8 protein-coding genes are annotated in these 13,479 nt (G+C 66.7%); all 8 read left to right on the top strand.

The window, feature by feature from the left end; genetic code table 11:
• A partial coding sequence (gene mutS / locus B1A78_RS08265; protein ID WP_077146492.1) for a DNA mismatch repair protein MutS occupies window positions 1-2,179 on the top strand: 2,179 nt, incomplete at its 5' end.
• Window positions 2,176-4,935, top strand: a complete 2,760-nt coding sequence (locus B1A78_RS08260) for a [protein-PII] uridylyltransferase (protein ID WP_077146491.1) — start codon at window positions 2,176-2,178, stop codon at window positions 4,933-4,935. The genes mutS and B1A78_RS08260, both read left to right, overlap by 4 nt.
• A 240-nt stretch (window positions 4,936-5,175) precedes the next feature.
• Window positions 5,176-7,437, top strand: coding sequence for a TonB-dependent receptor (locus B1A78_RS08255; protein WP_179102010.1), 2,262 nt, complete (start codon window positions 5,176-5,178; stop codon window positions 7,435-7,437).
• A gap of 69 nt (window positions 7,438-7,506) precedes the next feature.
• A complete protein-coding gene (locus tag B1A78_RS08250) occupies window positions 7,507-9,375 on the top strand; it encodes a WHG domain-containing protein (protein ID WP_144037743.1) in 1,869 nt (622 codons plus the stop codon).
• Window positions 9,376-9,453: 78 nt separating this feature from the next.
• Window positions 9,454-10,956, top strand: a complete 1,503-nt coding sequence (locus B1A78_RS08245; RefSeq protein ID WP_077146488.1) for an ATP-binding protein — start codon at window positions 9,454-9,456, stop codon at window positions 10,954-10,956.
• Window positions 10,949-11,395 carry a response regulator gene (locus B1A78_RS08240; protein ID WP_077146487.1) on the top strand — a complete coding sequence of 149 codons (447 nt, stop codon included), beginning with the start codon at window positions 10,949-10,951 and terminating at the stop codon, window positions 11,393-11,395. The genes B1A78_RS08245 and B1A78_RS08240 overlap by 8 nt, the downstream gene beginning before the upstream one ends.
• The gene (locus B1A78_RS08235) at window positions 11,392-12,480 is read left to right on the top strand and encodes a sensor histidine kinase (protein ID WP_306171647.1); all 1,089 of its coding nucleotides are present in this window, start codon (window positions 11,392-11,394) and stop codon (window positions 12,478-12,480) included. Before B1A78_RS08240 ends, B1A78_RS08235 begins: the two co-directional genes overlap by 4 nt.
• Window positions 12,481-12,654: 174 nt before the next feature.
• Window positions 12,655-13,398, top strand: a complete 744-nt coding sequence (locus B1A78_RS08230; protein ID WP_144037742.1) for a hypothetical protein — start codon at window positions 12,655-12,657, stop codon at window positions 13,396-13,398.
• The last annotated feature ends 81 nt before the right edge of the window (window positions 13,399-13,479 follow it).

The raw sequence follows: 13,479 nt of genomic DNA, 5'->3' as shown, positions 1-13,479 counted from the left end.
TATCTCGACCGGGCGCTTCGAGGTCGTCGCGGTACGCCGCGACGCGGTCGACGCCGAACTCGCGCGGCTCGCGCCCTCCGAACTGCTCGTCAGCGACAGCGCCGGCGAGCTTCCGGCGTGGAGCGTGCGGCAGGTCGTCCGCCGGCCCACCGCCGATTTTTCGAGCAATGCCGGCCAGAAACGGCTCGAAACCTTGTTCGGCGTCCAGACGCTCGACGGCTTCGGCCAATTCTCGCGCGGCGAGATCGCGGCGATGGGCGCGATCGCTGCCTATCTCGACCATGTCGGCACCGGCACCACGGTCTTCCTCCAGCCGCCGGTGCGGCACCTCGCCTCGGGGCGCATGGCGATCGACGCCGCGACGCGCGAAAGCCTCGAACTCGTCCGCACGATGACGGGGTCGGGGGCGGGCGCGCGCGACGGCAGCCTGCTCGGCACGATCGACCGCACCGTCACCGCCGCCGGCGCGCGGCTGCTCGCCGACGATCTCGCCAGCCCGCTCACCGACAAAGGGGCCATTCTCGACCGGCTCGACCTCGTCGATGCGCTCGCGCGCGACGCGCTGTGGCGCGGCGACCTGCGCGCGACCTTGCGCGCGCTCCCCGATGCGGGTCGCGCGCTCGGCCGCCTCGTCGCCGGACGCGGCGGACCTCGCGACCTCGCGCAACTGCGCGACGCGCTCGGCGGCGCGCGCATCCTGCGCGAACGGCTCGGGCGCCGCGACGACCTGCCGCCTTTGCTCGTCCGCCTGCTTCCCGGTCTCGACGGCCATGGCGCGCTCGTCGACGAACTGACGCGCGCGCTCATCGAAACCCCGCCGGTCGACGCCGCGCAGGGCGGCTATGTCGCCGAAGGCTATGACCATGCGCTCGACGCGCTGCGCGAAACAGCGCGCGACGGACGCAAGGCGATCGCCGCGCTCGAGGCCGAGTATCGCGACCGCACCGGCATCGCCTCGCTCAAAATCCGCCACAACGGCGTGCTCGGCTATCATGTCGAGGTGCCCGCGAAACATGCCGACGCGCTGATGGCGCCCGACTCGGGCTTCACCCACCGCCAGACGCTCGCCGGCGTCGTGCGCTTCAACTCGTCGGACCTTCACGAGGCCGCGAGCCGGGTGACGCAGGCGGGCGTCCACGCGGTCGCCGCCGAGGCCGCGCATCTCGAGGCGCTCACCGACGCCGCGACCGCGCGCCGCGAAGCCATAGCGACCTCCTGCGACGTGCTCGCGCGGCTCGACGTCGCCGCCGCGCTCGCCGACCATGCGATGAGCCACAACTGGTGCCGCCCCGACCTCGCCGACACGCCGTGCCTCGACGTCACCGGCGGCCGCCACCCGGTGGTCGAGGCGTCGCTCGCCAAGGCGGGCGAACGCTTCGTCCCCAACGACCTTTCGCTCGCCGAAACCGACCGGCTCTGGCTCGTGACGGGTCCGAACATGGGCGGTAAATCGACCTTCCTGCGCCAGAATGCGCTGATCGTCGTGCTCGCGCAGGCGGGCGGCTTCGTCCCCGCGTCGGCGGCGAAGCTCGGGCTTGTCGACCGCCTGTTCAGCCGCGTCGGCGCCAGCGACAATCTTGCGCGCGGGCGCTCGACCTTCATGGTCGAGATGGTCGAAACCGCCGCGATCCTCGCGCAGGCGACCCCGAACAGCTTCGTCATCCTCGACGAGGTCGGGCGCGGCACCTCGACCTATGACGGGCTCGCGCTCGCCTGGGCGGTGGTCGAGGCGGTGCACGAGGTCAACCGCTGCCGCTGCCTCTTCGCAACCCATTATCACGAACTCACGCGCCTCGCCGAAAGCCTCGACGCGCTCTCGCTCCACCATGTCCGCGCGCGCGAGTGGCAGGGCGATCTGGTGCTGCTCCACGAACTCGCCGATGGTCCTGCCGACCGCAGCTATGGCCTTGCGGTCGCGCGGCTCGCGGGTGTGTCGTCCAAGGTGGTGAAGCGCGCCGAAGCGGTTCTGGCAAAGCTCGAGGCGGGGCGCGAGAAGACCGGCGGTCTTGCCGCGGGGCTCGACGATTTGCCGCTCTTCGCCGCGACGCTCGCCGCCGAACCCGCGCCGGTGAAGGACGCGCTGCGCGAGGCGCTTGCCGCCATCGACCCCGACGCGCTCACCCCGCGCGAGGCGCTCGACGCGCTCTACCGGCTCAAGGCCGCCGAGGGCGAGGCATGAGCGACATCTTCGCGCATCTCGACGGCCGCCGCGCGATCATCGATCGCCGCGCGCTCGCCGAGCGACTCGAGGCCGCCGCCGCCGAAACCAGCGACAATGGCAAGCGCCGCCGCGCGCTCGTCGACCTGCTCCGCCAGGCGCTCGACGCGGGCCGCGCCGAAATCGCCCGCCGCCTGCTCGAAGCGCCCTCGGCGGGCCGCCTCGCGGCGAGCGCGACCGCCTTCCTGATCGACCAGATCATCCGCCTCTCCTATGATTTCACCGTCGACCACCTCTATCCCGCGGGCAATCGCTCGGCGGGCGAGCGGATCACGGTGATCGCGGTCGGCGGTTACGGCCGCGCCGAAATGGCGCCGTACAGCGACATCGACATCGGCTTCCTCACCCCGTTCAAGCAGACGAGCTGGACCGAACAGGTGATCGAGGCGCAGCTCTACACGCTCTGGGACCTTGGGCTGAAGGTCGGCCATTCGTCGCGCTCTCTCGACGAGATGATCCGCGCCGCGAAGGACGATCTCACCATCCGCACCGCCTTGCTCGAAGGCCGCTTCATCTGGGGCGATCGCGACCTCTATGACCAGGCGTCGGCGCGCTTCGATGCCGAGGTCGTCGCCGGAAACGCGCGCGCGTTCGTGTCCGAAAAGCTCGCCGAGCGCGACGAGCGGCACCGGCGCATGGGCGATTCGCGCTATGTCGTCGAACCCAATGTGAAGGAAGGGAAGGGGGGGCTGCGCGACCTCCACACGCTCTTCTGGATCGGCAAGTTCATCCACCGCGTGCGCACCGTCCCCGAACTGGTCGACGCCGGGCTGCTTTCGACGCGCGAGCTGCGCCAGTTCGCGCGCGCCGAGAATTTCCTGCTCGCGGTGCGCTGCCATCTCCACACGCTCGCGGGGCGCGCCGAGGACCGGCTGACCTTCGATTTCCAGCGCGAGATCGCGGCGCGCATGCATTTCGCCGACCGCCCGGGCAAGAGCGCGGTCGAGCGCTTCATGCAGCTCTATTTCATCCATGCCAAAAGCGTCGGCGACGTCACCGGCACCTTCCTCGCGCATCTCGACGACCAGCTCGCGGCGCGCGGCCGGCGTTTCCTGCCGTCGATCCGCCGCCGCCCCGGCCGGCTCAACGGCTTCGTGCTCGACCGCGGCCGCCTCGCGTTGCCCGCCGACGATTTCTTCCAGAAGGACCCCGTCCGGCTGATCGAGATCTTCGCGCTTGCCGACAAGCACGGCCTCGAAATCCACCCGCTCGCGATGCGCCAGGCGCGCAACGATGCAAAGCTCATCGAAACGATGCGCGTGCGCCGCGACGCGCGCGCCAATGCGCTCTTCCTCGACGTGCTGACCAGCCCGCGCGATCCCGAAACGGTGCTGCGCTGGATGAACGAGGCCGGGGTATTCGGCCGCTTCGTGCCCGACTTCGGCCGCGTCGTCGCGCAGATGCAGTTCGACATGTATCATCACTATACCGTCGACGAACATACGATCCGCGCGATCGGGCTGCTCTCGGACATCGAGCAGGACCGGCTGAAGGACGACCATCCGCTGTCGACCGCGATCATGGGCCAGATCCATTCGCGGCGCGTCATCTATGTCGCGGTGCTGCTCCACGACATCGCCAAGGGGCGCGGCGGCGACCATAGCGTGCTCGGCGCCGAACTCGCGCTGCGCGTTTGCCCGCGCTTGGGGCTCAGCGAGGCCGAGACCGAGACCGTGTCCTGGCTCGTGCGCTATCATCTGCTGATGTCGGCGACCGCGTTCAAGCGCGACCTCGCCGATTTCAAGACGATCCTCGATTTCGCGCAGGTCGTGCAAAGCCCCGAGCGCCTGCGCCTCCTCCTCGTGCTCACCGTCGTCGATATCCGCGCGGTCGGCCCCGGGGTGTGGAACGGCTGGAAACGCCAGCTGCTGACCGAGCTTTACGACGCGGCCGAGGAAGTGCTGCGCCTCGGCCACAAGCAACGCGGCCGCGAAGCGCGGATCGAAAGCAAGAAGGACGCCGTCGCCGCGCAGTTCGGATTCGATCGCAAGACCTTCGACAAGGTCGCGAAGCGCCTCCCCGAAAGCTATTGGATCGCCGAGCCGGTCGAGGTCATCGCCGCCAATCTCGTCCATATCCGGCAGGCCGGCACCGCGCCGCTGCATATCGCCGCAGTGCCCGACGACGATCGCGGCGCGACCTTGGTGATGGTGCTCGCCGCCGACCATCCGGGGCTTTTCTATCGCATCGCGGGCGGCATCCACCTCGCCGGCGGCAACATCATCGACGCGCGCATTCACACGACGCGCGACGGCCTCGCGCTCGACAATTTCCTCGTCCAGGACCCGCTCGGGCGTCCCTTTGCCGAGGCGGGACAGATCGGCCGGCTGACCCGCGCGATCGAGGACGCGCTCGCCAATCGCCACAAATTGCTGCCGAAGCTCGAAGCGCGCGCGCTGCCGCGCGCCCGTGCCGAGGCGTTCCGCATCGCCCCGAATGTCTTCGTCGATAATAAGGCGTCGAACCGCTTCACCGTGATCGAGGTCAATGCGCAGGACCGCCCCGCGCTCTTGAACCAGCTCGCCTATGCGCTCTTCCAGTCGAAGGTGACGGTCCACAGCGCGCATGTCGCGACCTATGGCGAGCGCGCGGTCGACACTTTCTATGTCACCGACCTCATCGGCGACAAGATCGACAGCCCGGCGCGGGTGAAGAGCCTCGAAAAGCGCCTGCTCGAAGCCGCGGGCAGCGCGAGCGAGGAAGCGGTCGCGGCCTAGGCCGCCGCGCGCTCGTCCCTGCCGGCTCACGCCGCCGCTCGAACGGCGGTTTCCCTACATTCCGACTCGCCGGACGGCATGCGCTCGCGACTTCCGACGGCCGCCGACGCTTGCCGATACTGCTGGCTTGACACTGTCAAATTGACTACTTGTCACTGTCAAGGAGCCGGAGGATGGTCCCGCATGATCCGTATTTGCGGACATGACGAGGAGGGTGGGATGCTTGGAGGCAAGGACAGCATGATGCGTCTGACGGCGCTCGCGGCGCTGGCGGGCACCGCCGGCACGGCGTCGGCACAGGATGTTCCGGTGGACGATGGCACCGGGGCCGGCGTCGATATCGTCGTGACCGCGCAAAAGCGCGACGAGCGCGTGATCGACCTGCCGCTCGCGATCTCGGTGATCGGCACCGATTTCGTCGAGAAACGCAATATCGGCTCGCTCGAGGATGCCGCGCGCTTCGTTCCGAACACGCGGCTCGATTTCGGGCAGGGCAGCCAGAGCGACAACAAGGTGACGATCCGCGGGCTGACCAGTACCGCGCGCAACGCCCAGCCGGGGATCGACCCCAACGTCGCTTTCTATGTCGACGGCGTCTATTTGCAGCGTCCCGAACAGCTCAATCCCGAACTGATCGACCTCGAACGCGTCGAGGTGCTGCGCGGGCCGCAGGGCACGCTCTATGGCAAGAATTCGACCGTCGGCGCGATCAACATCATCACCCAGACGCCGTCGCTCGTTGACAGCAAGGCGGTGTTCGACGCGCAGTACGGCAATTACGACAGCATCCGGCTGCGCGGCAATGTCCAGGTCCCGATCGTCCGCGACGTCGCCGCGATCTCGGTCAGCGGCTATTTCAGCGACGACGACGGCCTGCGCCGCAACAGCGTCGATGGCGCCGCAGTCGGCGACCTGCGGCGCTATGGCTTTCGCGGGAAGCTCCATGCCGAGCCTGCCGACGGGCTGACCGTCACGATCGGCGCCGATTTCCAGAGCGACCGCACGAACAGCTCGGTCGGCGACCTGCTGTTCGTGGGTTTCGATCCCGTCTTCCTGTTCCTGCCGCCTCCGACCCCGCCGGTCACCCCCGGCAATGTCTATGACCGCACGGTGTCGAAGACGCCGAATGCCGAAGAGAACAGCGTCAAGAGCTGGGGCGGCTTCGCCAATCTGACCTATGATTTCGATGGCGCGTCCTTGACCTCGCTCACCGGCTATCGCGGCTTCAATTCGAAAAATTTCATCGATCTCGATTTCAGCGCCGAACCCTATTTCCGCTCGGGTCGCGACAACAAGCAGTGGCAGCTGAGCGAGGAATTGCGGCTGGTATCCGACAGCGACGGGCCGTTCGACTGGCTCGTCGGCGTCTATCTGCACAAGGCGAATCTGAAGAGCGACCTGCAGACCAATGTCGACGATGCGACGCTGGCGGGCCTGCCCGACGTCTTCGGCGGGGTCCAGCAACTCGCGCAGACCGACCTCGATATCGACAGCCAGGCGATCTTCGGCCAGCTCGGCTTCAAGCCGACCGAACGGCTGACCTTGCGCGTCGGCATCCGCGGCGACCGCGAGCATCGCGACTTCCTGACCGCGCAGACGGTCGGCACGCTGTTCGGCGGGCTTGCCGGTTTCCTTTCCTTTCCGCCCACGCGCTTCGAGCGCACCGAGCGCGATCTCGCGCTGATGGGCAGCGTCTCCTTCGAAGTCGCACGCGACGTCAATGTCTATGCGACCTATTCGGAGGGCTCGAAGTCGGGCGGGTTCAACGGCGGCGGGCTTTCGGGCAGCGCGGCGTCGCTCGATCCCGCCCGGCTCGAGTTCGGCAAGGAATCGGCGGCGAATTACGAGGTCGGGCTGAAGGCGCTGATGTTCGACCGCAAGGTGTCGGTGGCGCTGTCGGCCTTCCGCATCGATTTCAAGGATCTGCAGGTCAATATCTTCGACCCGCCCGAAATCCGCACGACCAACGCCGCGCGCGCGCGGTCGAGCGGGATCGAGTTCGAAACCTCGGCCGAACTCGGCGGCCTGTCGCTGATGGGGTCGGCGGCGTATAACAAGGCGACCTATCGCAACTATCCGAACGGGCCGCTTCCCGGCGGCGGCTTCGGCGACCGGTCGGGCACCGACCTTGCCAATGCGCCGCGCTGGCAGCTTGCGAGTTCGGCGATCTACACTGCGCCCGTCGGCACCGGCACCGAAATCTATGGCGGCCTCGACGGGCTCTACACCAGCGCCCAGAATCTCGACCAGACGGGCGATCCGATCTGCCGGCAAAAGGGCTATGGCCTGCTCAACGCGCGCGTCGGCATGCGTTTCGGCGGCGACCGGATCGAGGTGCAGGGCTGGGCGCGCAACCTGACGGGTACCGACTATCTGGTGAATTGCGGGCTGATCGGCTCGGTGCTCGGCGGCGGGCCGGGCTTCAACCGGCTGGTCGGCTCCTATCTCGGCGTGCCCGGACGGCCGCGCACCTATGGCCTCCTCCTCCGCTATCGGTTTTGAGGGGGGATCGGCGCCATGATCATACGGATCACCATCGCATTCCTGCTATGCGTCGCGAGCGGCGGCGCTATGGCTCAACCGGATCAGAACGAGACGCATATGGAACGAACCCCGCAAGCCCAGGCGTCGCTGGACCGGCAGCAGACGCTGTGGCGTCCCGAGCATAGCCCGGCTGCGCAGGCCTATATCGACCGCTATCGCGAAGAGACGAAGGGCAAGCCGCTCGACCCCGCGCGTTTCGTCGGCACGCCCAGCGGACTGTCGCACCGCGACATCCACTCGGTGATCAACGACCGGTCGCTCGGCGAACGTTTCTTCGAAATCCACAGCGACATGCTCGACCCCGAAAAGTCGGTCTATATCGATCCCTTCTTCGGCGATCTCCACGGCCAGCGCGCGATCCGCGCCTGGCTGGTCCCGATCATGTCGGGGCAGGGCAGCGGCGCGAGCTTCGACCCCGTCTTTCCCGCCGCCTTCCTCGACGATGGCGAGGGCGGCACGTCGATCGACGAATGGATGCTGACCCAGCCGGTGAACGGCGAATGGGTCAAAATCGTGCGCGGGGTCAGCGTGCGGCGCTACCGCGACGGCTGGGTGCGCGACGCGGTCGACTTCTTCGATACGACGCCGATCCGCATGGGCATGGCGTTCCGCGAAAAGCAGGGCGATCGCGTCGTCGCGCTGCCCGACTGGCCGCGCGTGCCGACCAAGGCGTGGGTGCGCACCGCGCCGCCCGCGCCGCTCTCGGCGGCGGCGGCGGCCTGGCGCGCCGATCATGCGAAGCGGCCGGCTGACCAGCCCACCGGGCTGTCGAACCGCGACCTCCACGACCTGCTGTTCGAACAGCCGCGCGGTGACAATTTCTATTCCGAATTCACCGCGCTGCTCCACCCCACCGCCTCGGTCTATATCGACCCGATCTTCGGCGAGGTGCACGGGCGGGGGGAAATCGGCGACTGGCTCGCCGACGTGATGCCCAAGGCGGGCAAGATCGTATTCGAGCTGACCGAAAAGCCGGTGTTCGACGGCGACATGTCGTACAGCGAATGGCGCCAGGTCGCGATCCTGCCCGACGGGAAACGCGTTATCATGACGCGCGGCAGCAGCATCCGGCGCTACAAGGGCGGCTATGTCGTCTATGCCGCCGATTATTTCGATACCGCGCCGTTCATGGATCCCGAAATCCAGGCGGCGAGTGCTGCGGCGGGATCGACGCTGACGCTCGACGACATCCGCAAATATCGCCCCGACATCCCCGCCGCCGCTCCCGACAGCGACATCCTCGGGCTGACATCGTCGCTGCCGCTGCCCAAGGATGCGGGCGAGGCGGTGGCGGCGGGCGCCGCGAATCCCGATGTCCGCGAACGGCTGATCGACATCGCGACCGCCGAAATCGAACGGACGGGCAAGGCGACGATCAGCATCCGTGAAGTGTCGCGGCTCGCGGGCATCTCGCACAATGCCCCCTATTTTCACTTCGCCGACAAGCAGGCGCTGCTGATGGCGGTCGCGACGCGCGGGTTCTGGAAATTGCACGACGAAATGGTGATCGCGGCCCAGCCCGCCGCCACCCCCCACGACCGGCACCGCCTGCTCGGGGTCGGCTATATCCGCTTCGCGATCGCCAATCCGGGGCTGTTCCGCCTGATCGGCAACCGCGAGATCACCGGCGCGGTGCCGACGCGCGAGCTGTCGACCGCGCGCATGGCGTCGGCGCAGCTGTTCGGCGCGGCGGTGCTCAATCTCACCTCGCGGCGCCAGGACGTCGTGCTCGATCCGAAGCTCGCCGCGGTCGCGGGCTGGTCGATGATGCAGGGGCTGGCGACGCTGCTGATCGAGGGCCAGCTCACCCCCGGGCTGCTCGGCCTCGCCGACGAAATCGCCGCCGCCGAAAGCGTCGCGGGCCTGTTCACCGGGCTGCTGGCAGGCGACGCCTAGTCTTTTCAAGCATATAGCTTTGTACCGCGCCCCGGACGCCTCGCTTGCGGACATCCGCGCCGCGCGGCATGAAAGGCTATGGAAGCCCCCCGACTGTCCTCGCTCGGGCGCGATTCGCGCGCGAGCCGGCTCATCATCTCGCTGCTCGTCCTCGGTTTCGCCGCGCTGCTCCTCGCCGCCGCGGTCGCCTTCTACGTCCAGCGCCAGAACGAAACCGACGCAGCACAGGTCGCCCACACGCTCGCGGTCGAGGCCAGCCTCGGCGGCTATGCGAGCGCGATGGAGCGGATGGAGACCGCGCGCCGCGGGCTGATCCTGACGCAGAACCCCGCCTTCGCGACGATCATGGACGAGGCCGAAAAACGGTCGCGCGCGCAGCTCGCCAGCCTTGCCGCGCTCATCGCCGACAATCCCGAGCAGCGCGCGCGCGTCGCCGAATTGCAGGGCCATCTCGATGTCTATGGCCGCCATTATCGCCGCACCCTCGGGCTGCGCGGGGCCGATCGCGACACGCTGCTCGCGGGCTTCGCGACCGACCGCGGCGTGATCGAGGTCCGCGCGTCGCGCGCGATCGTCGAGGCGATGCTCGCCGACGAACTCGCGCTGCTGCGCGAACGCGAAGCGCGGCAAAAGCGCACGCAGATGTGGTTCTACGCCACCTTGCTCACCGCCGGGCTGCTCATCATCCTCGTCGCCGCCGCGACGCTGCTGCTGATCCGCCGCACCCTCGTCGACCTGCGCAGCTCGCGCGCCGAACTGCACCGGCTCAACGAGAATCTCGAAGAAGTGGTCGACGCGCGCACCGGCGAACTCAAGCGCGCCAATGCCGAAATCCAGCGCTTCGCCTATATCGTCAGCCACGACCTGCGCTCGCCGCTCGTCAACGTCATGGGCTTCACCGCCGAACTCGAAACCGCGCGCCAGTCGATCACGTCTTATCTGGCGAAGGGCGAAGCCGACGGCTGGCAGGCGCCCGATGCGACGACGCGCCTCGCGATCGAGGAAGATTTGCCCGAATCGATCGGCTTCATCCGCACCTCGACGCAGAAGATGGACCGGCTGATCAACGCGATCCTCAACCTCTCGCGCCAGGGGCGGCGCACGCTCGCCCCCGAACGGCTCGATCTCGCCGCGCTCGTGCAGGGGATCGTCGCGACGCTCCAGCACCGCATCGACGAGACCGGGACCGATGTTGTGGTCGGCGACCTGCCGCTGATCGTCAACGACCGGCTCGCGGTCGAGCAGATCCTCTCGAACCTCATCGAAAATGCGCTCAAATATCTCCAGCCCGGTCGCCCCGGCGTTATCACCGTCGCGGGCGGCACCGACCTCGGCCGCGCCTTCGTCGCGGTGACCGACAATGGCCGCGGCATCGAGCCGCGCGATCACGACCGCGTCTTCGACCTCTTCCGCCGCTCGGGGGTGCAGGACCAGCAGGGCGAGGGGATCGGGCTTGCGCACGCTCGCGCGCTTGCCTATCGCTTGGGCGGTACTATCGAATTGCAGTCCGAACTGGGTGTGGGGTCCACCTTCCGGCTGGTCTTGCCGATCGAATGGCGAAGCGGAGAAGAGCATGCCTGACCAACAGCCCGTCAACATCGTGATGATCGAGGATGACCAGGGCCATGCCCGCCTGATCGAAAAGAATATCCGCCGCGCGGGTATCTCGAACAAGATCCATCATTTCCTCGACGGCACCTCGGCGCTCGAATTTCTTTACGACGCCGCCGACGGCCCGGTCCGCAACGGCCCCGCGCTCGTGCTGCTCGACCTCAACCTGCCCGACATGAGCGGCACCGACATCCTCGCAAAGCTCAAGGCCGACAGCAGCCCGCTGCGCCGGACCCCGGTGGTCGTGCTCACCACCACCGACGACAAGGTCGAGATCCAGCGCTGCTACGACCTCGGCTGCAACGTCTACATCACCAAGCCGGTGAATTACGAAAGCTTCGCCGACGCGATCCGCCAGCTCGGCCTCTTCCTGTCGGTGATCCAGGTCCCCGATCCCGATCCGGCCTGAGACCCCATCTGACCCACATCCTCTACATCGACGACGACGATGGCATGCGCCGGCTTGCCGAGCGCTGGCTCGCGCGCAAGGGCTATGAGGTCAGCCTCGCGGCGAGCGGCGCCGAGGGGGTCGACATGGCGAAGGTCACCGCCTTCGACCTGATCGCGGTCGACCATTATATGCCGGGGCAGGACGGGCTCGCGACGCTCGAAGCGCTGCGTGCGCTGCGCGACTGCCCGCCGATCGTCTATGTCACGGGGTCGGAGGAAAGCCGCATCGCGGTCGCCGCGCTGCAATCGGGCGCCGACGATTATGTCGTGAAATCGGTCGGCGAGGATTTCTTCGACCTGCTCGCCTCCAGCTTCGACCAGGTGCTCGATCGCGCCCAGCTCCGCCGCGCGCGCGAGGCGGCCGAGGCCGAGCTGCGCGCGAGCAACGCGCGGCTCGAGGCGCTGCTCAAGGAAGTGAACCACCGCGTCGCGAACAATCTTCAGATGATCATGTCGTTCGTCGCGCTCCAGTCGAAGACGCTGTCCGACCCCGGCGCGCGCGAGGCGCTGCAAAAGACGCAGCAACGCATCGCCACCGTCGCGCAGGTCAACCGCCGCCTCTACACCACCGACGACGTCGAATTTGTCGCGATGGACGATTATCTGGCGGGGCTCGCGCACGACCTCTCCGAAACCTGGTCGAACGGCACCGGCACCCGCCGCGTGACCACCGCGGTCGAACCGCTTCGCATCGCCACCGACAAGGCGGTCGCGCTCGGCATGATCGCGAACGAATGGGTCAGCAACGCGTGCAAATATGCCTATGCCGCCGGCGACAGCGGCGACATCCGCGTCTCGCTCTCTCAGACCGGACCCTCGTCGATCACCCTCGCGGTCGAGGATGACGGCGTCGGCATGCCCGCCGACGGCGTCGCGCGCGGCACCGGCCTCGGCACCCGCCTGATCGAAGCGCTGGCGCGCACGCACAAGGCGGAGATCGCCTATGCCCCCGCCGACGGCCCCGCCGACCGGCCGGGCACCCGCGCCTCGATCGCGATCGACCTGCGTCTAGGTGAATTGAAGGCGTCGGTGGCGGCGGATTGAGTTTACGCTTTTCGTATCGCGCCCGATGTCTTCCTTGCCGTGGCGATCGAGCCCGGGGTGCCGTCGCTAACCAACCATTTTTGGGCCTGACTTAGATTGTAGTTACGATCGCTTGAAGTCCCTGTTTCTTCAATAGCGCGGTCCAAGTAAGTACCCGGGCTAATTTAGTCGGGTTTGGACGATGAACTAACATCTGCGGCACAAAGCGGCGCGCGCAACATCATTCCCGACTTAAATAGTTGCCTTCTTGCCATGGCTCAGGATTACTACTGGCCATTAATGGAAGAAGTTGCTCCTAAGCTCGGAGTTTACGAACCGTTGATCGATCCAGCAACGTTGGTCTTTGAGAAGATCGTCGATCATCTTACCCGGCCGCTGCAACATGGGACTAGGATGATCGCTCAGGATCGCGTCACGATCCACAAAGGCATCGTAAGCGAGTTCGCGAAGGTTTTTGAAATTCTGGAATATCTTGGATTTTTGGCGAAGCGGGAAGCTTCTCGCGGAATGAAGTCCGGGGGCAGGGGGGCGGTATATGCCGTCAATCTCTGCAGCATTCTGGAAAAGATTCCAACAAGTCGCCTGACCATTGAAATGATCGACGAATGGATCGCAGGGAAAACCGAGCTGTCTGAGATTCATCTGTCGGGCGGACTGTTCGCACCTATTCAGATGCCGGAACTTCCTGCCGACCACGCCTTGGGCATTCTCGAGAAGGATATCGACATCCTTAGGAAAAGCCGAGCATATCCATACGGCCTGACCGAGGACAAAATTACTAGGCTCAAGGTCGCTGGAATAGAAACAATCCAGACGTTGTGGGACACGACCGACGCAAAACTGCAGGAAATCGATGGCGTTGGCCCGGCAGCAATCAAACGGATGAGAGATGTAATGCAACAAGCGATCTGGATGTAGGCCATTGCGAAAGTGGCAAGCCGACAAAGGTTCGCTCTTCGAGCTTGCTGCCCTTGAGGCGAAAAGGCGGATACCAGCTAA

This window comes from Sphingopyxis sp. KK2 (assembly GCF_001990265.1).
Classification (GTDB): Bacteria; Pseudomonadota; Alphaproteobacteria; order Sphingomonadales; family Sphingomonadaceae; genus Sphingopyxis.
The sequence above is the reverse complement of the archived record's forward strand: the minus strand, read 5'-3'. Positions and strand labels throughout refer to the sequence as shown.